The sequence below is a fragment of the Pediococcus sp. EKM201D genome (genome assembly GCF_011800215.1).
GTDB classification, from domain to species: Bacteria; Bacillota; Bacilli; order Lactobacillales; family Lactobacillaceae; genus Pediococcus; species Pediococcus pentosaceus.
Map to the genome: position 1 here is coordinate 115,349 of NZ_JAALFK010000003.1, position 24,656 is coordinate 140,004.

Annotated in this window: 24 protein-coding genes; 4 read left to right on the forward strand and 20 right to left on the reverse strand. The window is 36.4% G+C overall.

Annotated elements, in window-relative coordinates:
* Positions 1-25: 25 nt before the first annotated feature.
* The 8 genes from HFC68_RS05530 to HFC68_RS05565 form a co-directional block, all read right to left on the reverse strand.
* Positions 26-322: a rhodanese-like domain-containing protein gene (locus HFC68_RS05530; RefSeq protein ID WP_011673623.1), complete on the reverse strand. Its 297-nt coding sequence runs from the start codon at positions 320-322 to the stop codon at positions 26-28.
* 147 nt (positions 323-469) lie between these two features.
* Complete coding sequence (locus tag HFC68_RS05535; protein ID WP_002833662.1) at positions 470-1,291, reverse strand: SPFH domain-containing protein; 822 nt, start codon at positions 1,289-1,291, stop codon at positions 470-472.
* 12 nt (positions 1,292-1,303) lie between these two features.
* Positions 1,304-1,633, reverse strand: coding sequence for a toxin-antitoxin system HicB family antitoxin (locus tag HFC68_RS05540; RefSeq protein ID WP_002833660.1), 330 nt, complete (start codon positions 1,631-1,633; stop codon positions 1,304-1,306).
* Positions 1,634-1,759: 126 nt separating this feature from the next.
* Positions 1,760-3,064 (reverse strand): NADPH-dependent oxidoreductase, encoded by a 1,305-nt coding sequence (locus HFC68_RS05545; RefSeq protein ID WP_167399719.1) that lies wholly within the window; start codon positions 3,062-3,064, stop codon positions 1,760-1,762.
* Positions 3,061-3,693: an NADPH-dependent FMN reductase gene (locus HFC68_RS05550; protein WP_011673625.1), complete on the reverse strand. Its 633-nt coding sequence runs from the start codon at positions 3,691-3,693 to the stop codon at positions 3,061-3,063. Before HFC68_RS05550 ends, HFC68_RS05545 begins: the two co-directional genes overlap by 4 nt.
* Positions 3,694-3,726: 33 nt before the next feature.
* Positions 3,727-4,668: an FAD:protein FMN transferase gene (locus HFC68_RS05555; protein ID WP_011673626.1), complete on the reverse strand. Its 942-nt coding sequence runs from the start codon at positions 4,666-4,668 to the stop codon at positions 3,727-3,729.
* A gap of 140 nt (positions 4,669-4,808) precedes the next feature.
* Complete coding sequence (locus tag HFC68_RS05560; protein WP_002833654.1) at positions 4,809-6,158, reverse strand: glucose-6-phosphate isomerase; 1,350 nt, start codon at positions 6,156-6,158, stop codon at positions 4,809-4,811.
* A 300-nt stretch (positions 6,159-6,458) separates the two neighbouring features.
* Positions 6,459-7,328, reverse strand: a complete 870-nt coding sequence (locus HFC68_RS05565) for a GRP family sugar transporter (protein ID WP_002833653.1) — start codon at positions 7,326-7,328, stop codon at positions 6,459-6,461.
* Between the two features lie 347 nt (positions 7,329-7,675).
* On the opposite strand from HFC68_RS05565, the gene fba reads away from it, so the two are divergent.
* On the forward strand, positions 7,676-8,539 hold the full coding sequence (gene fba / locus HFC68_RS05570; protein ID WP_011673627.1) for a class II fructose-1,6-bisphosphate aldolase: 864 nt from the start codon (positions 7,676-7,678) through the stop codon (positions 8,537-8,539).
* A 24-nt stretch (positions 8,540-8,563) separates the two neighbouring features.
* Here fba and HFC68_RS05575 read toward each other — a convergent pair whose 3' ends face one another.
* The 5 genes from HFC68_RS05575 to HFC68_RS05595 form a co-directional block, all read right to left on the reverse strand.
* The gene (locus HFC68_RS05575) at positions 8,564-10,012 is read right to left on the reverse strand and encodes a HAMP domain-containing sensor histidine kinase (protein ID WP_167399720.1); all 1,449 of its coding nucleotides are present in this window, start codon (positions 10,010-10,012) and stop codon (positions 8,564-8,566) included.
* Positions 10,013-10,017: 5 nt separating this feature from the next.
* Positions 10,018-10,740: a response regulator transcription factor gene (locus HFC68_RS05580; protein ID WP_011673628.1), complete on the reverse strand. Its 723-nt coding sequence runs from the start codon at positions 10,738-10,740 to the stop codon at positions 10,018-10,020.
* Between the two features lie 141 nt (positions 10,741-10,881).
* Positions 10,882-11,559: a LysM peptidoglycan-binding domain-containing protein gene (locus HFC68_RS05585; protein ID WP_011673629.1), complete on the reverse strand. Its 678-nt coding sequence runs from the start codon at positions 11,557-11,559 to the stop codon at positions 10,882-10,884.
* Positions 11,560-11,878: 319 nt separating this feature from the next.
* Positions 11,879-12,565 carry a LysM peptidoglycan-binding domain-containing protein gene (locus HFC68_RS05590; RefSeq protein WP_011673630.1) on the reverse strand — a complete coding sequence of 229 codons (687 nt, stop codon included), beginning with the start codon at positions 12,563-12,565 and terminating at the stop codon, positions 11,879-11,881.
* Between the two features lie 308 nt (positions 12,566-12,873).
* Positions 12,874-13,371, reverse strand: a complete 498-nt coding sequence (locus HFC68_RS05595) for a GNAT family N-acetyltransferase (RefSeq protein WP_011673631.1) — start codon at positions 13,369-13,371, stop codon at positions 12,874-12,876.
* Positions 13,372-13,539: 168 nt separating this feature from the next.
* On the opposite strand from HFC68_RS05595, the gene HFC68_RS05600 reads away from it, so the two are divergent.
* Complete coding sequence (locus tag HFC68_RS05600; RefSeq protein WP_002833646.1) at positions 13,540-14,688, forward strand: hypothetical protein; 1,149 nt, start codon at positions 13,540-13,542, stop codon at positions 14,686-14,688.
* 47 nt (positions 14,689-14,735) lie between these two features.
* On the opposite strand, the gene HFC68_RS05605 is transcribed toward HFC68_RS05600, so the two are convergent.
* The 4 genes from HFC68_RS05605 to gnd form a co-directional block, all read right to left on the reverse strand.
* On the reverse strand, positions 14,736-15,113 hold the full coding sequence (locus HFC68_RS05605; RefSeq protein WP_002833396.1) for a YxeA family protein: 378 nt from the start codon (positions 15,111-15,113) through the stop codon (positions 14,736-14,738).
* Between the two features lie 65 nt (positions 15,114-15,178).
* Complete coding sequence (locus HFC68_RS05610) at positions 15,179-16,531, reverse strand: gluconate:H+ symporter (protein ID WP_088355943.1); 1,353 nt, start codon at positions 16,529-16,531, stop codon at positions 15,179-15,181.
* A gap of 71 nt (positions 16,532-16,602) precedes the next feature.
* Complete coding sequence (gene gntK, locus HFC68_RS05615; RefSeq protein WP_011673633.1) at positions 16,603-18,165, reverse strand: gluconokinase; 1,563 nt, start codon at positions 18,163-18,165, stop codon at positions 16,603-16,605.
* 14 nt (positions 18,166-18,179) lie between these two features.
* On the reverse strand, positions 18,180-19,079 hold the full coding sequence (gene gnd, locus HFC68_RS05620) for a phosphogluconate dehydrogenase (NAD(+)-dependent, decarboxylating) (protein WP_011673634.1): 900 nt from the start codon (positions 19,077-19,079) through the stop codon (positions 18,180-18,182).
* Positions 19,080-19,227: 148 nt separating this feature from the next.
* On the opposite strand from gnd, the gene HFC68_RS05625 reads away from it, so the two are divergent.
* Positions 19,228-20,061 carry a MurR/RpiR family transcriptional regulator gene (locus tag HFC68_RS05625; RefSeq protein WP_002833390.1) on the forward strand — a complete coding sequence of 278 codons (834 nt, stop codon included), beginning with the start codon at positions 19,228-19,230 and terminating at the stop codon, positions 20,059-20,061.
* A gap of 98 nt (positions 20,062-20,159) precedes the next feature.
* Positions 20,160-20,279 carry a YdeI/OmpD-associated family protein gene (locus HFC68_RS09435; RefSeq protein WP_372237465.1) on the forward strand — a complete coding sequence of 40 codons (120 nt, stop codon included), beginning with the start codon at positions 20,160-20,162 and terminating at the stop codon, positions 20,277-20,279.
* Positions 20,280-21,111: 832 nt separating this feature from the next.
* Here HFC68_RS09435 and HFC68_RS05630 read toward each other — a convergent pair.
* From HFC68_RS05630 to HFC68_RS05640, 3 genes are all read right to left on the reverse strand, one after another.
* Positions 21,112-21,999 carry an Mrr restriction system protein gene (locus HFC68_RS05630; RefSeq protein WP_011673635.1) on the reverse strand — a complete coding sequence of 296 codons (888 nt, stop codon included), beginning with the start codon at positions 21,997-21,999 and terminating at the stop codon, positions 21,112-21,114.
* A gap of 143 nt (positions 22,000-22,142) precedes the next feature.
* On the reverse strand, positions 22,143-23,510 hold the full coding sequence (rlmD, locus tag HFC68_RS05635; RefSeq protein ID WP_011673636.1) for a 23S rRNA (uracil(1939)-C(5))-methyltransferase RlmD: 1,368 nt from the start codon (positions 23,508-23,510) through the stop codon (positions 22,143-22,145).
* A 118-nt stretch (positions 23,511-23,628) separates the two neighbouring features.
* Complete coding sequence (locus tag HFC68_RS05640; RefSeq protein WP_002833385.1) at positions 23,629-24,630, reverse strand: diacylglycerol kinase; 1,002 nt, start codon at positions 24,628-24,630, stop codon at positions 23,629-23,631.
* Positions 24,631-24,656 lie beyond the last annotated feature (26 nt).

The following is a 24,656-nucleotide window of genomic DNA, read 5'->3' on the forward strand; positions in this document are numbered from 1 at the left end:
ATTTTGTTAATTTTATCCCCCACTACTAAATAACTTCGCCCTTCCAAGCTAGCATCCCTCCAGTTACATTAGTAACGTTCAATCCCTTATCTTGCAAGAAAGCACATGCATTTGCTGAGCGTGCCCCTGAACGACAAATCACATAGTAAGATGTGCTAGTATCTAATTTGCTATATTTTTCGGCTAATTCACTCAAGGGCCAATTTTGTGCCATCGGTACATGACCATCGATAAATTCTACTTTCTCACGTACATCTAAAACCGTTAATTTTTCATTTTGCATCTTTTGGTAAAAATCATCATTTTCAATCGAATTAATCATTAGTTTACTCTCCTATATCTATAAAAATACCTATCGGAGCATTTTATCATATTTTACGGCTCATTTTTTATAGGTTTCAGTAATCACGAATATTAACCTTCGGTCGAAATCACTCTCGATCAAACCATCCAATCGTCTGCCAAAATTTTAAGCTTTATCCATCCCTTTTTCTAACATTTTTCCTACCACTGGAAGATTGCCTATTTCCGTCATTCCATCCGATGGAACTACTACCAGATTAGCAGCTGATTTAGCAAGTGTGGAGAAGGCTTCAATCGATTGATTTTTGAAGTACTTTCCATCCGCATTAGCTAACCCAGTTTGGACTGTATCAATCCGATAACGTTCAGCGTCTGCGCGTGTTTTAGTTGCGTCCGCTTCAGCTTTAGCAGTGGCCATGATAGCATCATTTTTAGCTTTGGTAGTTAATTCAATCGAACGGGCTTCTCCCTCTGCCCTAGCAATTGTAGCAACTCTTTCACGATCAGCAGTTAATTGTTTATCCATTGCTTCTTGAATCGCCCTCGATGGTGTTAATTCATCAATGTTAATGCGGTCGACATTAATTCCATATGTATTAGTTAAGTCGCCAATTGCCAAGGCTAATTCTTGATTAATTTTAGCCGTTGAACCAAGTGCTTCGTTCAAGTCCATCCGCCCAATAATATCGCGCAAGTGACCTCGAACTAATTGAGCCATTGATTCAACTGAGTCTGTATTTTCATATTGATACTTAGCCGCATCCGTTACATGGTAATTCAAAGTTAAACTAGCAGAAACATCAGCATTATCCTTAGTAATGATTGAATAATTAGGAAGCGCTAAAGGTCGCATCGCCAAACTAATCTTTCGAATTTTTTGGAAAATTGGAATATAAAAATTTAGCCCTGATTCTACACTATGACTATACTTTCCTAACGTCTCAACTAAACCCTGGTTATTTTGCGGAACGATTTTAATACCTAACATCAAATATTCCCCCTATATTCTTCTTAAAGTTAAGATATTTCCATTTGCTTCAATGATGGCATATTGGGCGTCTTCGACCACATTACCATTATCATCAAGTAAATATCTGTAATAAATTCCTGAAACTAATACTAGTCCACTCTGACTTAAATCTTTACCTGCAATGACTTTTCCAATAATTTGGCGTTTCTCAAAGGTCGCTGGCGTGTTAGTTCTATTTAAGATATTAACGATATGTGCATTAACACTTCGTCCTTGTTCATCCGCTTCCGATTGAAGTCTTTCATAAAGTTTTTGATCTAAACGAAGCAAAAAACGTTTTTCATGATCTTTGTTGCCCATCTTAACTCCTTTCGTGATATCAAAACAATATCATTAATATATTATGGTTAAAGTGTAGTCTTAGATATTACTTCTGTCAATAAAAAAATGATCCCTTATTATCAAGGAATCATTTTATATAATCATTTAAACTTCTGAAGCCCCCGAAGTAGCATCTACTTCTGGATTGCTCTCGAGTGTTTCTGAAGCTCCGCTTGTGACATCAAGACCTGCAGGCCCCTCTTTCGAAGCTCCTGAAGTTACATCAGGCTCTGGATTAGCTGAAGCACCAGCCATTACGTCAATTCCTGTAATTGGTGAAATCGGTTTGGCTGCTGGATCCTTTATTAGTTTTTGGCCAGTGGATGCTAAATAATATTTAATGATGGGCATGATATCAGTTACCCATTCATTAACCCCTCGATAGCGACCATTTTCATCACGCATTGCTTTGTAGTAATGCATAACATGTCGATCCGGACCATTACCTGGAACTGGCATCGAAACTAGATCAGTTTCTCCGGTACGAAGCGCATGTATCACCTGTTTAACTCGGTCAACTGCTCGCCCTGGATGAACGTCTGCTAACGGATCACCAGCTTGCCCAGGATTTCTTGGTGCTAGCATCTTGTCAGCCGGTTGATTTTTGTTGTAGTAAATAAACTGATTGTTATCATCTGCATACGTAAGTTCCACTGGCATGGTCTTCAAGAAATAATTAAGCTGGTCAACCGTTAGAATTCCACGATCCAATTTAACATAAGTACTTCCATCCACCGCGTGAACTTTTTGGGCTGCTTTTTCAACCCAATGCTCATCGTGCATATCGACCCCTTCGATAGTTGTATTTACTTTACCTTTAGATTCAAGATCTTCGTCTTGGTAAGACTTTGGATCAGGAGCATCTAACATATCAATTACCTTCACAAATTTAATAAATTTCTGGATGACCATTTCTAAAAACTGAACAGTACCAGCATCCTTTAATTGGCCTTCTGCATCGAACGCTTCCTTAGCGTTCCGAAGTAGAAATTCATTACCAGGCATTACAATTGCATTAACTCCTGGAGCTTCGAGGATCTGTTTTAGATGGAGTTGCGCTCTTGAGGAACCCTGGTTGAAATAAGAAGCTCCAACAATCCAAACCGGCTTGCCATCAAAGGGATGTAATTTAAAGGATAACCATTCGATGACATTTTTAATTGCAGCTGTTACTGTGTGATTATGTTCTGGGGTAGCTAAGATAACCCCGTCGGCTCCATAAATTTTTTGATATATTTTTTGAATTTCAATATTATCACTTAAATCTTCATCTTCATTGAAAACTGGAACATCATCAATATTTAAAAGTTCAATATCAACTAAGTTTTCAAAATGCTTGGCAATGTATTGTAATAACATTCGATTATAAGATTGCTCACCTATAGATCCCGCAATTGCTACTAGTTTCATTTTTCTTCATCCCTTCTACCAGAACCTTCGTCCCATGAAAAGTTTTGCATTTCCTTTGCGTTATTAGAATTAGCGTGGTTTAACTGTTTGGAAATATCTGAGAATAAAATAAAGTCTTCAAATAAACCGTCTAATCTTTCAACTTGTTCTTGATCGATTAAATTTCCCGCTGAATCAAAAGCTTTAAGCGAATTAGCCAGTAAAAATTCAGAGCTAGGCATAATCCGCGCTTTAATTTCTGGTGAATCTAGTATTTGTCTAAGTTGAGCCTGAGCTCGTGATGCACCTAAAGCACCATATGAAGCTCCCGTAATCATCACCGGCTTATCTAGCAGAGGATGGATTCCATAGGACAGCCATGCTAATGTACTAAGCAAGATGGCCGGAACGGAATGATCATACTCCGGAGTACCAATAATCACTCCGTCAGCATTCTCAAGCTCGTGAGCAATTCCTTGAGCTAGTTTTGGAATCGCCATTTCCTCGGTCTTTTTAAAAATTGGCAGTCCCGCCACCTCAACGAGCTTAATTTCTGCGTCATTTTTATATCTTTTTTGCATGTACTGTAGTAATTTACGGTTGGTTGATTTTTTACTATTCGTTCCAACGATTGCAACAAATTTTTTCATAAATATTCCCCATTCTATATGTAAAAATATGGATTAACTATTATTCGCGATTTCATTGAAACAATTCTGTAGTCCATCGGTTACATAAACTTTCAAATCCCGTGTAATAAACACTGCTTCAATTCCTGGTTGATTGGCCAGTAGCGCTTTGCCCTTTTCAATTCCTTGATAAAAACAAATGGTTGACCAAATTTCTCCATCAATCGAACGATCGCTTACTATGGACACGCTAGCTAAATTATTAGCAATTGGATATCCCGTCGCTGAATCAAACATGTGATGATATGTCTGCCCTTCAACTATTAATTTCCGTTCATAAATGCCTGATGTGCCAACAGACTTTTCTGGAATATGTAGAACTCCCAACGGGACGTGCCTTGATTTAATTGGATTTTGAATCCCAACTTTCCATTTTGCATCGGGATGCTGACTCCGCCCCACTAACAACACATTACCGCCCAAATCAATAATTCCTGACGCTACGTGTTCGCTTTGCCAATATGCCTTAATTTCGTCAGCAATAAATCCTTTCGCAATCCCCCCTAAATCTAATTCCATTCCCTCTTTTTTAAGGAAAACACTTCGATTTTGAGCGTTCAAAACAATTGCTTGCGGGTCAATTAATTTTATCCGTTCTAAAATTTGAGCATGACTAGGTTTATTCGCCCCATCAAATCCAATTTTCCACAATTTGACTAGCGGCCCAATGGCCACGTTAAAACCTAATTGCCATCTACTAACTTCTACCGCCTTTTCAATTAAGCGATACGTTGTTTCCGAAACTTGAACAGCTTGTTTTCCAGCTTGATGGTTAATCTCCATCACTTCCGAAGATGGTCGATTAACTGTTAAACGGTCTTCGAAATCATCAATCATTTTTATAGTTTTTTCTAAGATATCAACTTGATAGATGGAGGCTATTGAAAGGTTAATTACCGTTCCTAAAGCATGATGCTGTTTATTAACTAACTCCATTCGTCCGCCCCCTTTTCCCAATATATTTATATCTAATATTATACCTTACCTAGAAAACGATTTCTTTTGTAGTTTGGAAATTATTTTCAATAAAAAAAGCTATCACAAATGTGATAGCTTCTGAGTAGTACTTCAGTTTTTTATAGACGAGCGTTTAATTCAGCTGTCTTATCTTCATAACCTGGTTTACCAAGTAATGCAAACATATTTGACTTGTATGCTTCAACACCTGGTTGATTGAATGGATTAATTCCGTTCAAGTAACCAGATACAGCAACAGCTGCTTCGAAGAAGTAAATCATGTAGCCTAATGTGTAAGCTGTTTGATCAGGAATGTTAACTGTCATAACTGGAACACCACCGTCGTTATGAGCAAGAGTTACACCTTGATAAGCTTTCTTGTTAACTTCGTCCATTGTGCGACCTTCAAGATAACGTAATCCATCAAGGTCTTGGTCAGCCTTAGGAATGTCGATGTCATGGTTAGGCTTTTCAACATTGATAACCGTTTCCATCAAATTGCGACGACCTTCTTGGATGTATTGTCCTAGTGAATGTAAGTCAGTTGAGAAGTTAGCAGAAGATGGGTAGATACCTTTTTGATCTTTACCTTCTGATTCACCCATCAATTGCTTCCACCATTCGCCGAAGTATTGAAGTGTTGGTTCGTAGTTTTCAAGAAGTTCTGTTGTGTAGCCCTTACGGTAAAGGATGTTACGTAAAGCAGCGTACTTGTATGCTTCGTTCTTTGTAACATCAGCATCCTTGTATTCGTTGCTTGCATCTTCAGCACCCTTCATCAATTGGTCAATATCACCACCAGCAACTGCGATTGGTAATAAACCAACAGCTGAAAGAACAGAGAAACGACCACCAATGTCATCAGGAACTACGAATTCTTCATAGTTTTCTGCATCAGCTTCTGTCTTTAGGGCACCTTTAGCACGGTCAGTTGTTGCATAAATACGTTTCTTAGCTTCTTCTTCACCGTACTTCTTGATTAGTTTTTCTTTAAGAACACGGAATGCAATAGCTGGTTCTGTAGTTGTACCTGACTTAGAAATTACGTTAATTGAGAAGTCACGGTCACCGATCAAGTTCAATACGTCTGCAAGATATGTTGAACTAATTGAGTTACCAGCGAAGATTACTTGAGGAGCACCATTACGTTGTTCTTTAGTAAGAAGATTGTAGAAAGTGTTGTTCAAGAAATCAATGGCTGCACGAGCACCCAAATATGAACCACCAATACCGATAGCAACGAATACTTCTGAGTCGTTGCGGATCTTATCAGCGGCTTTCTTGATACGGGCAAATTCGTCCTTATCATAATTTGATGGTAAATCGATCCATCCACGGAAATCACTACCGGCGCCAGAGCCATCACGTAAAATCTGATCAGCAGCTGTAACAAGTGGTTGGATTTCTGCAAGTTCGTTTTCATGTACAAAATCTGCAACATTAGAACTGTCAAATGAAATATGTGCCATTAATAACTACCCCTTTTGTTTAAAATTCTTTATCTGTACCATTATACAATAAAATTACTTAATTTGGTTAAGCCTATCCGATTTAACCTAATATTTACTAAAATTTAACTACTAAGGGTATCGCAGATTAACAATTTACGCTTTTTAGTTAAGATGTTTTTTAAGTATCTTCATTTAGTTAGATTGCCATTCCCACTTTCGACTCCATCGGTTCTAATAAATACGAAAAAAATCGCTCCCCAGGTCACCTAACAACCTCGAAAACGATTTTTCCTACTATAGTATTGCTTTTATTTAAAATTATTTTAGCGTTGCTAGTAAAGTTTCACCAACAATGATTAAAATTGAACCGATGATGATAAATTGCATTTCACGACGCGTCTTGTGTTCACCAAGTAACCAAATTGAACCAAAGGTTGAAATAACAATCCCAGCTTGAGCAAGTGAATAACTAATTGCCAATCCAACTGATGGAATTGCAAGGAACATAAAGATGTTACCTGTTCCCCAAATCAAACCAGTAATAATATTCATAAAAGTTGGTTTCTTAGTAATTTCCTTTTGTTCTTTAGCGATTAGAACAAAAATTAAAGCACCAATTAACATCCCAATTGCTTGAGGGAAGATAATGGCTTTGGCGTCAACATTAGCAAAACGAACAATTACTGTATATCCGATATAACCAATAGTTGAAACAACCAAAGCGCGAATTCCAGCTGGCATATTTTCGTCATTTCGATCTGCAGTTGTGTCACTTTTATCTTTAAGTGAAGTTAATGCTGCACCAATAATCAAAGCAATGACAGCAATTGTACCAACCATAATCATATTACCAGAAGTCCACTCATGCCAGATTAATACCCCGGCTAAGGCGTTACCAGCCAATTGTAATCCAGTTGAAATTGGCACCGTCTTTGAAACACCAATATGTTTCATCGAACTAAATTGATTAAATTGACCGACAGCCCAAAATAAACCTGAAATCAAACCAGCAATCCAAATTTTACCATTCAAAGTAGGATGGTAAAGAACTAAAGTGATTAAAGAAAAGACAACCGCACCCATTGTCATTCCAAGCGTTTGTTGAGAAGCGCTTCCACCTAATCGACCGCTAACTAATCCAATACTTCCCCACATGATTGCGGGAACTAACGCGATTAAAATACTCATATTCAATTCTCTCCTATATATATATATCTAAAAATATATGTCTCTCTCTCTAAGACAAAATATCATTTTACCAGTTATGAAAGCGAATTCCAACTTTTATTTTGTAAATGTAAAATGGTATATACTTTATTCCATGTAAAATAAATTCTAAAAATGCCGTATTATGTGGCTTTTCATTACTTTTCAATAAAAAATTGGACCACACTAATTTTTTAATTAAAAACGTCCATATGTTAACTTGTTTCTGAAAAACTCGTATAATATTTTTTAATTTTGTGATAAAATAGATGTGTTGCGAAGAGAAAAGCTCTTTGTTTGTATAAACAATATTGGGAGGAACCAGTTTTATGTCATTTATTAATGGTACATCAACATTTGCAGCAGCTCGTAAGGGTGGATACGCTGTAGGTGCTTTTAACACAAACAACCTTGAATGGACTCGTGCTATCTTAGCTGCAGGCCAAGAAACACACACACCTATCTTGATCCAATCATCAATGGGTGCTGCTAAGTACATGGGTGGTTACAAAGCTGTTAAGAACCTCGTTGAAAAACAAGTAGAATCAATGGGTATCACAGTTCCTGTTATCATGCATTTAGACCATGGTAACTACGAAGCTGCTAAAGAAGCTATCGCTGCTGGATACAGTTCAGTTATGTTTGATGGTCATGATCTTGACTTTGAAGATAACCTTCTAAAGACAAAAGAAATCGTTGCTTTGGCACATGCTCAAGGCGTATCAGTTGAAGCTGAAGTTGGCTCAATTGGTGGTGAAGAAGACGGTATCGTTGGTGCTGGTGAATTAGCTGATGTTGAAGAAGCTAAACAACTTGCTGCTACAGGCGTTGACTTCCTTGCTGTTGGTATTGGTAACATCCATGGTGTATACCCTGCTAACTGGACTGGTTTAAACTTTGACCGTCTACAAGAACTTGCTGATGTTATTAAGACACCACTTGTACTTCATGGTGGTTCAGGAATTCCTAAGGAACAAATCGTTAAGGCTATTTCAATGGGTATTTCTAAGGTTAACGTTAACACAGAACAACAAATTGCTTGGTCAAACGCTGTTCGTAAATACTACGAAGCAGACAATGACAAGAAAGCTAAAGGATTCGATCCTCGTAAAGTTCTTGCTTCAGGTACAGAAGCTATCAAGAACACTGTTAAGGAACGTATCGAATGGTTCAACACACCATCAATGTGGTAAGATGATCCATGAAAAAAGCTTGGCTTAATGGCCAAGCTTTTTTTGTTGCTCTGGAAAATGTAATTTAAAAGTTGTTCCTTTTTCTGGAGTACTCTCGACAGTAATTTGTCCTCCATGAACTTGCATTAATTCATGGACAATTGCCATCCCCAATCCAGATTCACCTTTGGTTTGAATTCTTGATGCATCAGCCTTATAGTATCTTTCCCAGATATTTTTGATCTGCTCTTCTGTCATACCAATTCCATTATCGCTAATTTGGATATCAGTACCATCTTTAGCATTTTGGGCCCGAATAGTAATTTTTCCATTTTGAGTGAATTGAATTCCATTTTGAATAATGTTAAATAAGATTTGAATTAAGCGATCTGTATCAGCGTATACCATCACATCATCAGCCATATCAATAATAATCACATCATTTTCAAGTTTGGCCTTTTTAGCTAGTTGTTTACTAATCCTTTGAGTTGTTTGCTTTAGATTAATCTGATGACGATTTAAACTAATTTTATTCGTGCGCAACCGTTCATAATCCAAATTATCATTAACTAACCGAATAAGCCGCTTCGTCTCTCGTTGCATTAAATGAACGCTTTCCTCTTTACTATCTTCAGGAATTGCATCATACTCAAGCCCCTCTAAAATACCGTTGATAGTTGTCAATGGCGTTCTCATTTCATGAGCTGCATCAGCCATAAAGGCTCGTCGCCGTTCTTCTTGGCGTTTTATTTCATCATTAGACTCTTTCAGGGAAGCAGTCATAATATTAAAATCGTTGGTCAATTCTCCAATTTCATCCTTACGCCCAGAAACTAACTGAACATTAAAGTTTCCTTCCGTAACCTTGTGCGCAGCTTCTCGAATTGCTTGGATTCGCCTTACTAAGTAACGTGATAAGAAATATGAAGCAATCACTGCTACAATAATCGCAAAGGCAAACGTCATGAAAAGATTCTTTTTAACCTTCTCGATGTCAGCCTGTACGTTAGCTAATGGTGATCCAATCGAAATCACGCAAACCAGATTACCATTACGATTAAAATAAGGCTTATCCATCTCTGTCATGGTAACTTGTCGGCTTGACTTATCAAAAGTCATGCGTGATTTGGTTTTGACCGTGTCACCATTTTTCAATTCTCTTCGCTGAGCTTTAGTAATTCGAGAAGCTATATTACGGTTTGGATAACTAATCGTATTTCCATCATTAGTGTAGATTGTAAAGTGAATGTGTTGATTATCTAACAGTTTTTCCACACCTTGAAGCTGATCAACTTGTACACTCTTTACATCAGCAGTTTCTGTATCTAACACAATTGCTTGCTGAAAAATACTATCAGCATATTCTTGCAAGGAATGCCATTTGTTGCGGTAAACTGAGTCTTTAGTAAACTGAATAAAAACCAATCCAACGATCAATAAAGATGACAGAGTTACTAATAAAAAGGCCATCATCTGTTGAAAAAACAATTTCATATTAACTAATCCTCATCGATTTTACTATCATCAAACTTATAGCCAACTCCCCATACCGTTTGGACCACTTGTGGACCAACTGCTTCTAATTTTTGGCGAAGCTTTTTAATATGGGCATCTACCGTACGTTCATCACCATAATATTCATAATCCCACACTATTTGTAGAAGTTGTTCTCGTGAGAAGACCTGCATGGGCTTCTGCGCCAATGTTTTAAGTAAATCGAATTCTTTAGGGGTTAAATCTGAAATAAGCTTTTCGTCTAAATACACCTCTCGAGTAGATGTACTAATCTTAAGATGAGCCGTTCTAACATCGAATTTCGCATTCTGAGCACCTTGCGTCATCGTTTCCCTACTCATTGACACTCGTCGGTACAAGGCCTTAATACGAGCGATTAACGTAATAGGACTAAATGGTTTAGTAATATATTCATCGGCTCCCATTTCTAAGCCTAAAACTTGATCACTTTCTGAATCACGTGCTGTCAACATAATTAAGGGGATGGACTGCGACGTGCGTCGAAGTTCAGCTGCTACCTCCATACCATCTTTTCCAGGTAAATTTAAATCAAGTAAAACGATGTCCCATTGTTCAGGATCGGTTTTAAAAGTTTCAATGGCTTTTAATCCATCATACACAAATGTAACATTCCATCTTTCTTTTTTAAAAAACATTCCCATCATATCGGAAACAGATTTATTATCTTCAATCATCAATATACGCATTTCAAAACTCCTCCAGTTCCTTTTACCTTATCAAGTATAGCCTTTTTTATCGAAAAAAATGTGAATATAATATCAAAAAAGAGAGACAAACTTAATTAGTTTGTCCCTCTTTTATAAATTTTAGAATTTAATTACCTAATTTTAGTACCAACCTTGTGATAACCAAGCTGACTTAGCAGCTGACCAGCTACCGTAACGACTCTTAACGTAGTTATCAGCAACACGTTCTTGGTTAGCAGCTGAGTAATCACCATTTAGGTATGAAGATGACAATTGGTATTTACCAACATATTGTCCATTTGTAGCTGAGTATGAACCACCAGATTCCTTGTTAGCAATCCATGCTTTAGCTGAAGCTTCACCACCAGAAACAGTTGATGTTGTAGCCGTTGTAGCTGGTGTTGATGTTGCAACTGTATTTGTCTTAGCAACAGTTGTTTTGTTTGTCTTATTTGTTGTTGTGCTTGCAGTTGTATTTGCTGTTGTTGTGTTTGCAGCATTTGTGTTCTTAGCTACTTCTGGAAGAGTGTTAACTTCTGATTTTGTAGCTTTCTTGATATCACCAGAATTTGTGATAACCAGCTTTTGACCAACTTCAATAATATTTGCATCTTTAATATTATTTGCTTTTGCAAGAGAGTTGTAGTCACCATTTAAGCCAAATGCATAACTAATTTCTGAAAGAGTATCACCAGATTTTACTGTGTAAATTTCATCAGCATTTGCACTACTACTTGTAGTTGTAATCATGGCTGCTCCAAGAGCTGCTCCAGAAAGTAATGCGATAGAAAGTTTTGAAAGTTTAGCTTTAATTGACATGTAGAAATATCTCCTTGTGTTTTAAATCATTTTTTTAATTTTTATGTTTTCTTCTTAACAGGTAATTACTTTACAGGACGTTTGTTACAAATATATTTTGGATATCTATAAATATCCCGTTTTTTTGTAAAAAGAAGTAATATTCTGTAATATTATGCTGCATAAACGTTGATATAAAGGTATTCGTGTTTTTATGAAATAATTCAAAATGAAATATTTCTTCTAAAAAACTTTATATTTTAGGACGTTTTTAATAAAAAAACAGGGGAAAGAAAACTTTCCTCTGTCACAAAAGTGTCTATAAAGACGTTACTTTTGCTTATTCACCCCAAGCAGACATACCTTGAGCTTTATATACACTAGCAGCCATGTTAACTTGTTCTGAAGTTGACATGCCAGCATGTTCACCATGACCTAATAGTTGGAAATAACCGTATGCCCCTGATGAAGCATTTACAGCATTAGCATTACCACCAGATTCACGGTTGATAATCCGTTGCCATGTAGCAGCTGAAACACCGGTCTTAGCAGCCATTTGTTGAGCTACTGATCCGCCATTTGAACTGCTTGTTGTTGTGCTACTTTGAGCTGGAGCAACATAGCTTGATTTAGCTGTTGTTTGAGTTGAAGCAGCATTGTTAGTTGTAGTTGTATTATTTGTTGTGCTTGTAGTAGCTGCATTGGCAGCGTTAGTATTCTTAGCTACTTCTGGAAGTGATTTGACTTCTGATTTAGTAGCTTTCTTGATGTCCCCACCATTAGTAATAACTAACTTTTGTCCTACATTGATAACATCAACGTTTTTAATGTTATTTGCTTTAGCAATTGAATTGTAGTCACCATTCAAGTTGAATGCGTAACTAATTTCTGAGAGAGTATCACCAGATTTTACTGTGTAAATTTCGTCGGCATTTGCGCTACCGCCTGTTGTAATCATTGCGGCACCAATTGCGGCACCTGATAGTAATGCGATAGAAAGTTTTGAAAATTTACTCTTAAATGACATATAGATAAATATCTCCTTTATTTTAAAAAAACATATCCTTGCTTCTTTTCGACAAGAAATAACTTTACAGGAAGTATATTACAGGTATATTTGTAATTTCAGGGATAATGGGATATTTTGTAAGACTTTGTAACATTCTGTAATATAAGCCTCGTTATTCACTAGTTTAAAAGGATTCTATCAATTCCCAAAGTTTCTTTAAATGAAATATTTATTTATGAAATCAGTCATTTTATGCCAAATTTGTGCAAAAAAGTTCTTTTTGACTTAAATTCAAACGGTGAAAACTAGGACTTTTTTAAATTTTATTATTTTAAATGCTTCCCCATAATTGTTAAATCGTACAATTGGCCATCCATTTCAGCAATCTGAGGTAGAGTTCCCCATTTTTCATAATTTTCAGATTTAAATAAACCAATACTAGGTAGATTATGCGCAAATATGAAAGCCATAATTCGATTAATTTCCAATTTAGGTGCCTGCTCCTCCGCAAACTTAATTGCTTTTCGTCCTAAGTGCATTCCCCTAAAACTCTGATCAATATAAATACTAATTTCCACGGTATGCAGATAAGCTGGTCTTCCATAAAAGCTACTGAAACTTATCCATCCAGCGATTACTCCCCTAACTTTTATTACCCAAAGCGGGCGAGTAGGTTCTTGATGCGCTTGAAACCATTCCTGACGTTCTTCAACTGTGACATATTTTGTATCAGCAGTCGCCATCCTTGAATCAATTGTTTCATTATATATCTTTACAATTTCTGGTAAGTCTTCTTTTAAAGCTATTTCAAATTCCACCGTCAAATCCAACACTTCTTTCTATAATTGAGTTATGAAGAATAATTTATATATCCAAGTATCGCATAAAAAAGCGACCTGTACTGACTTATCAATTTTAATAAATAGGCATATTTTTTGAATCCGTTTTCAACGGTTGTTAGACTGAAGGTATAATATGAAGGAGGTAATAACATGCAAGATACTCAAAAGTATACTTCTCTAACAGAATTCTTACGCTCCACCCAGAAGGGACCTTTTATTTCTGTTTATATGGATATTGAACCGAATCAGCCCGTTGAAAAGACATCTATTACACTAAAGAATCTCGTTAAACATGCTTTAGAAGTTTTACAAGCCACTTGGGATGTTGATAATGGGGATGATTATCGACAATTAATTGATTCAACCGTTGATAGTTCTTCACTTTGGAATATGGGTAATAATATAAATTCATTTGGGTTAATCACCAACGGAAAAACCATTTTTGTTCAAGAATTAACGGTTGAAACCCATGATATTGCAATGGCTACTGATTTACCATTTATCTTGCCAATGTTACTTGATTACCAAAATCGCTTTGAATTTTATCTATTAGGGATTAGCTACGATAAAATTCGCCTTTACGATTTTACAGATCGTTACTTAAAAGAATTACCGTTACCAGATGATGCACCCAAGACTTTAAAAAAGGCTTTAGGTGACGACATTCGGGGTGGAGAAACTAATTCGGTCTCTGTTGGTAATGGAAAAATCAGTGTTCATGGCCACAATGACACTTCTGCTGAAAAAGAAATCGACCATCGCCGTTACTATCAAATTGTTGATAAGTATATCATTGATAATTTTGGTAATGATCCAGCGAAACCAGTAATTTTAATGGGCCTACCTCAAAATATGACTTTATTCAAAGAAGTTAATAAAACGCCTAATCACTTCAGTGAATTTGAATTAGATCTCAATCCCACTGAACTGGACTATGATCAAAAAATTGAAGATCGGATTGAACGATTCAAACAAGAACGTAATAAAGCCTTGCTTGAACAAGATTTAGATGAGATTGATAAGGCCCGGGGTGCAGCATTAATCTCTGCCGACTTAAATCAAATTATTACGTCAGCAATTCATGGTCAAGTCGATACTATCTATTTGGCCCAGGGGGTTCGGATTGACGGACGTATTTTAGATAATGAAATAGTTGATACAACCAGTTCGCGAGCTATTCACAATAATTTGCTGAGTGACCTAGCCGATCTCACTATTAAAAATAGTGGTAACGTTCGAATTCTTCCCGAAGATAAACTTAACGATAAGGTTATTGCTAAATTACGTTACACAATCTAAATCAAAAAAAGAATTTTCCTTTGGATGGAAAATTCTTTTTTATTGTCTTAATTTAATTTTTCTAACGCTTTTGATGGAACTTCATTCTTATTCACATAATTAGGTCCCTTGTTGATTCTCGTTTTGCTAATCTCAGCCTTGGCATAAGCCCCTGGCTTAAAGGGTTTGACGTTTTCCCCATTTAATTCATACTTCATAGTTTGTTCTTTACCAGATTTGGTCACAAACTTAAATTTATAATTATATGAATAGCTACCAACGATTACTTTGCCTGAATCATCTTTAGTTTGTACCTTAGGCGGAACTTTTTCTGGAATCATAGTGTAAGCTTCAGTACTTTGGTAAGTATCTTGGTAATACCTAAAACCCAAAAAGATTGCTATAAAAACAAATACTATTGCAATAATTGAAAGAGCTCTTTTCATTTAATCCACCTCCCACTTACAGTTTACGGGAAACGTGGTGAGATAGCTATTTTAATGCCTTTAAGTTAAACAATCAAACTTAATAATAACACGCCAATTAATCCAACAATCGAAATGACTGTTTCTAGTACTGTCCATGTTAGTAAGGTTTCTTTAACGGATAAATCAAAGTATTCTTTGAACATCCAGAAGCCTGCATCATTAACGTGACTCGCAGCTAAACTTCCTGCTCCAACTGATAACACCATTAATGCAGGATCAATTCCCGCCCCTTGCATTAAGGGTAATACTAAACCGGCAGCAGTTAGAGATGCCACCGTTGCGGATCCTAAAGCCACTCGAAGGACTACCGCTATCAACCATCCTAAAATTAGAGGAGAGATACTAGATGATGCAAAGATATTTTTGACCGCATCTCCAACACCACCATCAATTAAAACTTGTTTAAACGCACCTCCACCACCAATTACCAGAAGGAGCATTGCAATTGATTTCACCGCATCTTCTAAAGTAGCCATAATATCTTTACTAGCAATCTTACGGTGATAACCCATCGACCACATTGCAAACAATAATGAAATTAACATAGCTATACTAGGAGAACCGATAAATCCAAAAAAATTGTCAACCGCATTAGGATTTTTAGGCGTAACACCGTCGTGGACAATCAATTCATATATCGTTGTGATAGCCATTAAGATGACTGGGAAAAGAGCAGTTAAAACCGAAATACCGAATCCCGGAGTTTCCTCTAATTTAAATTGTTTTTGAGGTCCTAAAGCTTTTAAATTACCATTTCTTTTAAACGCTTCTGGAAGATATTTTTTAGCAATTTTTGAAAATAATACACCTGCAATATAAACAGTTGGAATTGCAATAATCACTCCGTAAAGTAAAACCTTTCCAGCATTAGCATTCAGGACTGCAGCAATTGCAGTAGGAGCTGGATGTGGTGGCAAAAATCCGTGAGTAACTGATAAGGCTGCTGCCATTGGAATTCCTAAGGAAAGAACTGGAACCCCTGCTTCGATCGCAATTGCGAATACAATTGGTACTAATAACACGATTCCTACTTCAAAGAAAAGTGCAATCCCAATAATAAACGAAGCAACTACAACAGCAATTTGTAAGAAGCGGCGTCCGAATTTATCGATTAAGGTATTAGCAATCCGATAGGCTCCCCCTGCGTCGGCAACCAAGCGACCCAACATAGCTCCAAAGCCAAATACCAACGCTAGTTCACCCAATTGACTCCCAATTCCATTTTGAATCGTGGTGGCAATCTGGCTAGCCGGCATCCCTAAACCTAATCCAACAACCACCGCAGTAATAATCAATGAAACATAAGTATTCATCTTAAATTTTATAATTAAAGTTAACAATAAAATTATTCCAATAACTAAGACCATAATTTCCATAAATAACACGCCCCCATCTAAGTAACCGCTTTCTTTTTGCTATTAAATTAAAAAGACCGTTGATCGTCTCTTTAATCTTCTTCAGCTATTTTTGCATGTTCATTAGGATGATTTCTTTGAAATTTTGCAATACTATCGTATTCTCCAGATAATTCATCTGTTAATCTAATCCAAATTGGTAGCAATTCTCGATAGGAAGCAAAATTCTCTTGATTGGGTTTATGTGTATTTGTTACCCCAACCATATCCTTAACAACGCTCAAATCGTCGACAATTCCCAAACTCTTCATCCCTATCACCACGGCCCCCAGCGCTGAGCTTTCAAAACTTTCTGGAATATTAACATCTTGTTCAAAAATGTCAGCTAACATTTGACGCCAAAGTGCGCTCCTAGCAAATCCACCGGTGGCTTGAATTGATTTCGGTTTACCGGCTACTCCTTCAATCATTAGCATTACCATGTAAAGGTTATATACAATGCCTTCCAAAGCTGCTCTAACCATGTGTGCACGAGTATGTTGACGCGTTAATCCGAAGAAACTTCCACGTGCGTTTGCATCCCAAATCGGCGCTCTTTCTCCGCCTAAATATGGGTGAAATAATAGTCCATCTGCGCCAGCTGGAATCTTAGAAGCAATGTCGGTTAAAATTTCATAAGAATTGACTTGCATTTGTTCAGCCGTAATTTTTTCAGGAGAGAATAATTGATCGCGAACCCAGCGAAATACAATTCCACCATTATTGACCGGTCCACCTACTACCCACTTACCATCATCTAAGTAATATGTGAATAATCGACCCCGTGGATCAACAACTGGCTTATCCACAACCACGCGTACTGCTCCAGAAGTTCCAATTGTTACCGCCAAAACTCCTGGTTCAATTGCATTAACCCCTAGATTACTAAGGGTACCATCACTAGCTCCCATGATGAACGGAGTATCTTCCGGAATCCCAGTCACCTCCGCATACGATTTAGCTAACCCCGTTAATTGATATTCAGGGGAAACTAATTCTGGAAGCTGGTCTCGCGTTACACCCGTAATTTCAAGGGCTTGTTCATCCCAATCCATCGTGAAAATGTTAAATAGTCCAGTCGCGTTAGCAAGAGAGTAGTCCTGAACATACTTTCCATATAATCGAAATAAAACATAATCCTTAATACCAATAAAATGAGTCGCCTTTTTAAAAATTTCTGGTTGTTCATTCTTTAACCAAATCAATTTAACTAATGGTGACATTGGATGAGTGGGTACACCAGTATGGGCGTATAATTGTTGGCCAAGTCCATTGTCCTTTAATTCTTCAGCATACTTGCTCGAACGGTTATCTGCCCAAGTTATAACTCTAGTTAATGGATGATTATCTTTATCCATCAAAATCAAACTATGCATCGCACTTGAGAATGATACTCCCTTTAATTCACCATTCTTAACATTTCCCTTACGCATCACTTCAGTTAATCCATTAATAACTGCTTCAAAAATTTCGGCTGGATCTTCCTCGGCCATATCTGGACTATCCTGATATAAAGGATAAGGATTGTTTGCATAGGCAATTGAATTTCCCTTCATATCAAATAAAACTACTTTTGTACTAGTAGTGCCAAGATCAACACCAATCATATAATCCATATTCTGTACCTCAACTATTCTTTATGATCAACTTTGTGTCCGCCAAAACCATTTCTTAAGGCAGATACTACTTTTCCTGTCATCGTATCATCTTCTTCAGAACGATAACGCATCATCAACGAACTACTGATTACAGGGGTTGGGACGTGTAACCTTATCGCCTCTTCGACCGTCCAAGCGCCCTCTCCAGAACTATGCATAACCCCTTTTATTTCATCCAAGTTAGGATCGTTACTAAAGGCTGATTGTGCGAGTTCCATCAACCAACTTCGGACAACCGATCCATGGTTCCATACTTTGGCAACTGCTTCATTATCATAATCAAATTCACTTTTAGAAAGTACTTCAAATCCTTCACCAATCGCTTGCATCATTCCATATTCGATTCCATTGTGGACCATTTTTAAATAATGCCCTGAACCAGCTTGGCCTGTATAAAGATATCCATCTTTTTCAGCAATAGCTTTAAATAATGGTTCAATCTCCCCAAACTTGTCTTTATCTCCGCCAATCATAAAATTGCCTCCATGGCGGGCTCCGGACATCCCTCCAGATGTTCCTACATCGAAGAAATAAATCCCAGCTTTACTAAGTACCTGATTATGATGAAGTGAATCTTGATAATATGTATTTCCTCCATCAATCACAACATCATTTTTGCTTAATAAATTGCTTAATTGGCCGATAGTGTCGTTAGTGGGAGCTCCGGCTGGTACCATTATCCAAATTATTCGCAGTTGATCAAGTTGTTTAACTAGCTGTTCAATACTATCTACAGTAATTATGTTATGCTTTTCAGCATTCTCTCTAGCTTTGTCAAAGACATCAAAAGCCAATACTTCGATATTATTATCTAACATATTTTCTGCTAAATTGAGTCCCATTTTTCCTAAACCAATCAATCCAATTTTCATGACGTTCCCTCATTTCTTCATATATCTCTTAATTTATATTTATATTGTATGAAAATATGTTACATATTGCAAGCGTTTACAAGAAAATTATTTTCTTATACAATTTTGATGTTATAATTAAATAAATCACAAACTCGAGGTAATCACGATGGCAAATTTTAATTTAAGACTTCAAGCTTATCAAGCCAATTTTAGCGATAAGGAAAAAGAATTAGCACAATTTTTATTAAAAAATCAGGCCCAAACTACCCAACTTACGATATCTGAACTTAGCCATAGAACTAATATCTCTACTGCGACTATTTCACGTTTTGCCAAGAATCTAGGTTTTGATAATTTTCAAGCTTTAAAACTCTGCATAGCTCAAAATATAGAAACTAATAATCCCTATGTAGAAATCAGCCCTGCCGATTCTCCTAAAACCATGGCTAAAAAGATATTTAAATTGAATGTGGATACTTTAAATGCTACTGAAAATGCTCTAAATGGAAAAGATTTGGATCAGTGTGTAAATCTAATTTTAAATACTAAAAAACTAGGTTTATTTGGCTTAGGTGCTAGCAATATTGTTGCATTAAATGGATTTCATAAGTTTTTACGTACCACTATCGAACCCATCTATGCAAGTGATTTTCATATGCAATTAATGGAAGCAGCCCGCCTCTCAAAAAATGATGTGATGTTGTTAGTATCTCATTCGGGGGAAAATCGGGATGCCCTCGCCCTAGCTGAAGTCGCTAAAGAACGTAATATTCCATTAATATTAATTACTAGTTCTGCTAACTCAACTCTTTCAAAAAAAGCTGATGTTACTCTTGTTTCAGTCGCTGAGGAATCACTTTACCGTCCGGATGCCTTACACGCACTCATTGCTCAAATTAGTATAATGGATACCTTATTTATGATGATTGCTATTAAGACTAAACGAAATATTGCTACCAATATTCGACATGAAATTGATAAAACTAGAAATAGACAATAAAAATTTCAAAATGCTGTTATAATGCTTTTATCAAACAAACTGGAGTCGTTACTGTACCTCAAAAGTTATTAGCAGAATACGCAATTGATATCCCCAAGATTGCTGAACTATTAGAAGATACCGATAGTTTACATACTTTTTTTATAAAACTTACTCCGGGATATCAGCGCGAATGGGCTCGTTTTATTTTTGGAGTTAAATCTGAAACAAGCTTATGATCAACGCAAAAAATAAGTTTAGAACAACAATTTTTTGTACTAAACATAAAAAAGCTCCAAGAAACTGAATTGCATCTAGTTTCTTGGAGCTTTTAGTTACTTTATCGCCAATAGTAACCGTAGTATGGCTTAACACTATTCTTAATAGCAACCATCGCGGAGACCTGCTAGTGTAGGCAATAGTTTTACAACCATTAATAGCAGTATCGACAATACTTTCTTAGCTTAAATCTCAAAACGGAATGTGACTATCCATTTTTTGTAGAAAGAATTTTTAAGGAAAAATGCAAAGCAAAGAAGCTAATGGTTAAGTTAAAATGTAAATAATTGAATTGTACTCAGTAATTTTTAGTTGTGTATCTATTTTTCAGGAAATCCTTTAAATAGGTTTAGTTCTGAATCTGTTTTATCAGATTAGAAAATCCAAATTTGTTAGTAGACATTATTCTTCAGCGTGAATTCACATATAGAGTTGTTTAAATTTTATTAATTGACACAAGCATGCCTTTTTATTGACCAGAAGTAAGTCTTGAAAAGAATTGCATTTGCATTCTGCTCATACTCACTACAATGTGAGATAACCCCAAATATTAGCTGGCATCTAAAAAATCTAGTTGTTGATATGTTATAGTTTCGGATTTGACGTCAGGACCAGATAAGATAGGTATTTTTCTTTTTTAAAGAGCCTATAATATTTATTATTTAACGATACACTCACAAAAAATCAGCGTCATCTTTTAAATTTATAGAAAATGCTGGATTGCATTAAAAACTATCTTTACTAAAATTCCTCGATATACCTTACAAGTCTGAATTGTACAAATAACCATTGTTAATCCTTATCCAAATAAAATTCTTTAAGTCGGTATGTAGTTACAGGCTCAACGTAATAATTATATTTAGCAACTAGATCACAAATTTGATCGCCATTAATTAATGTAATAATTCTTGTACCTTGACGAGCAGTTTCAACGGCTTCTCGAGTAAAATCTGAATTAGTAATAAAGATCCCAAATTCGGCATTGAATTTGTCCATAGCACCACGAAATTTATCAATCTCAGGAGCGGACACCTTACTTTGCCAACGTTTAACTTGAAGAGCTACACGAGTAGTTCGATAATCATCCGAACGGACATATCCAAAACCATCTAGGCCTCCATCAGCGACAAACTTTACACCAATTACATCGTCAACATCAATGTCCATTTTCTTTAATAATCCTCGGCAGAAAAGTTCAAATTTCTTAGGATTCATCTTTATTAATGCATTTAGTAATTGCTCTCGCCAAGATTCTTCTCTAGCATCAGGCTCGACCTGTTCACTTTCAACTTCTTCGATAACCGAAATTTTATTCTCTTTTTCCTCAACTAACTGTTTTTCAACAATAGGCCTCACGTACCTTGCTGCATCAAATTCTAGAAAATTAATATTACGACCTTTTTTTGATAACTCTAATTCTCGATTATCTTCTGTTTCGATATAATCTGTCATGATAAGATACTTAATGGCAAAATTTAATGTCCAATTAAAGGGTCTGTACTTGTTGCCCGTTTTTTTTGATACCCTAACTTTATCTACTTCATTATCGGAAATTACATCTGAATTATCTCGTATATCTTGCCGAATATCCTTTCTTGTAACTTGACCTCCTAATCGATGCATTGCCTTTAATACCTCATTCATAGTAATGTTCTCGATTTTTATTTGTTGACTAGCCATCACATTGCCCTCCATACTTTCGTTCTGTAATCAATTATAATATTTAATCCGTTTCTTATCATAATTTTAATAAAAAAGCGTACTACTTATTTTCGAATAAGTAGTACACTTTTTAATCAACGAAATTTAAAATTTATTTTTATCTAAGCTCGTTCTAACACCGTAACGCTTTCTACATGTGGTGTTTGCGGAAATTGGTCCACGGGAACGATTGGTTGATTTACTACATAGCCTTGTTCGCCAAAACGGTCAATATCACGCACAAGGGTTGCAGGGTTACAGCTTACATAAACAACCCGTTTTGGCTTCATACCAACAGTTGCATCAATAACACTTTGGTCAAGTCCTTTTCGTGGAGGATCAACAACAACAACGTCCGGTTTCAAGCCATCTTCTTGCCATTTTTGCATTTGTTCTTCGGCTTTACCAACAACAAATTCAGTATTACTTGCGTTATTTTGGAAGGCGTTGATTTTAGCGTCTTGGACAGCTTCCTTAACAATTTCTACGCCATAAACTTTTTTAGCAGCTTTTGCCATCGCAAGCGAAATTGTACCGATTCCGCTATAAACATCAATCACAGTTTCTTCTCCAGTTAATCCAGCTTTATCGATAGCAAGTTGATAAAGTTTTTCAGTTTGGATAGGGTTAACTTGATAGAAAGAATGAGCTGAAATAATGAAATCCAGTCCTAAAAGTTCATCATGAATAACTGATTCACCAGCAAGAACTCGGTCTTCATCTCCCATAATGACGTTAGTTTGTTTGTAATTAATATTTTGAATTACACTAACAACTCCATCAATAGCAGCAATTGCTTCTGTAATTTCTGCTAGATGAGGAACATCTTTAGTACGCGTAATCAAAACTACCATAATCTGTCCTGAACGACGTCCACGACGGACCATAATATTTCGAATAATTCCCTTATTTTCGGCTTCACGATATGGATCAATATAAAATTCACGTAAAATATCGCGTACTTCAACGATTACCTTATCAATTACTGGATCTTGAATATAAAAATCTTCGATAGGAACTAAATCATGGCTGTTTCGCTTGAAAAAGCCAGTTTGAAGTTTTCCTTTAATTTTACGTACTGGAATTTGAGCCTTGTTACGATAACCGGTTGGATTTTCCATTCCAACTGTATCAGCCACTTCTAAATCTTCTAGATGTGATTTTTTCAATAAGTTTTTAATTTGATTTTGTTTGAATTTTAGTTGTGCATCATACGTGATGTGTTGTAATGGCGCAATTCCAGTTTGGGTATAAGCCGCATCATTACTTTCTACACGATCTGGACTTTCTTCTAGGACCTTTTCTACACGTCCAAAAGCAAAATTCTTTTGAACCTTAATAATCTTAGTTTCAATCTTTTCACCAGGAATACTATCAGCGATAAAAATTGGAAAATGTTCAATCTTAGCAACTCCCATGCCTTGATATGTTAAATCTTCAATTTCTACCGTATATACTAAATTTTTTTCAACAGGTGCTGTACTCTTCATTTATTTCCCCTATCTATTTACTGATAAAAACAGGCTGGCACATTAATACCAGCCTGTTTTATTCTCGTGTGCTACTCAAGAACTGTAACGCATTTCAGCGTATTTCTCAAGCTTTTCTTTAATCTATTTTGTTATCATCTGGAAGATTTTGAACTTCTTCGACAAATTGTTGTTCCACTTGTCGATATTCGTCATCTTCTTTAATCAAATTAACTGGTACATCATCTAAGTTAGTGAACATTTCAATATGGCGTTTTAAATTTTTAAATACCATAGGAGCATCTCCACCATACTCCCCATCCAAATTAACCATAACACGATCGTTTACTGGACGGACCGTAACTTTTCGTGCTTTCCGATAAATGATTCGCGAATCATTGACATGTTTTCCATTTAAGGCTTTAACCATTAAATGGAGTAAGTTAGGTAAATTACCTGATTTTACAATAATCATTGTAAATTTACCGTCATCCAGAGAGGCATCCGGTACAATTTGTTCAAATCCACCAATTGAATTCGTCAACGCGAGGAAAAACATGGAAGCTTTACCATGATACCGTTCTCCATCATATTCGATGTCCATTTCGACCGGTTTTACCCGTGGTAGTAATTCTGCCCCCTTAACAATATATGCAAGATAGCCAAAAATACTTTTAAGGTTTGAAGGCACATCATAAGTTAGTTCCGTTAATAAACCACCGGCCGCAATATTAATGAAATAATTTTCGCCAGCTTTACCAATATCCATCTTTAGTCGTTGATTTTGCAAAATAACTTTGGCAGCACCCACTGGATCTTCGCGAGGAATTCGTAAAGCCCGCGCATAATCATTGGTCGTTCCAGTCGGGATAATCGCCATTTTAGGACGTCTAAGTAACGGTGCAATTCCATTTACTACTTCATTAATCGTTCCGTCTCCGCCAGCTGCAACCACTAAATCAAATCCATCTTTTGCAGCTCGGCGAGCCTCGTTTTTGGCAGAATCGGGTTCAGGTGTAGTAGCAAAAGCACTTGTCTCATATCCTGCTTTCTCAATTACCGCAAGAATTTCAACTAAGTGTTGTTTAATCATTTCACGTCCTGAAGTTGGGTTATATATAATTCGCGCACGTTTCCGCATCGTACGTCATCCTCCGATTCTATTCC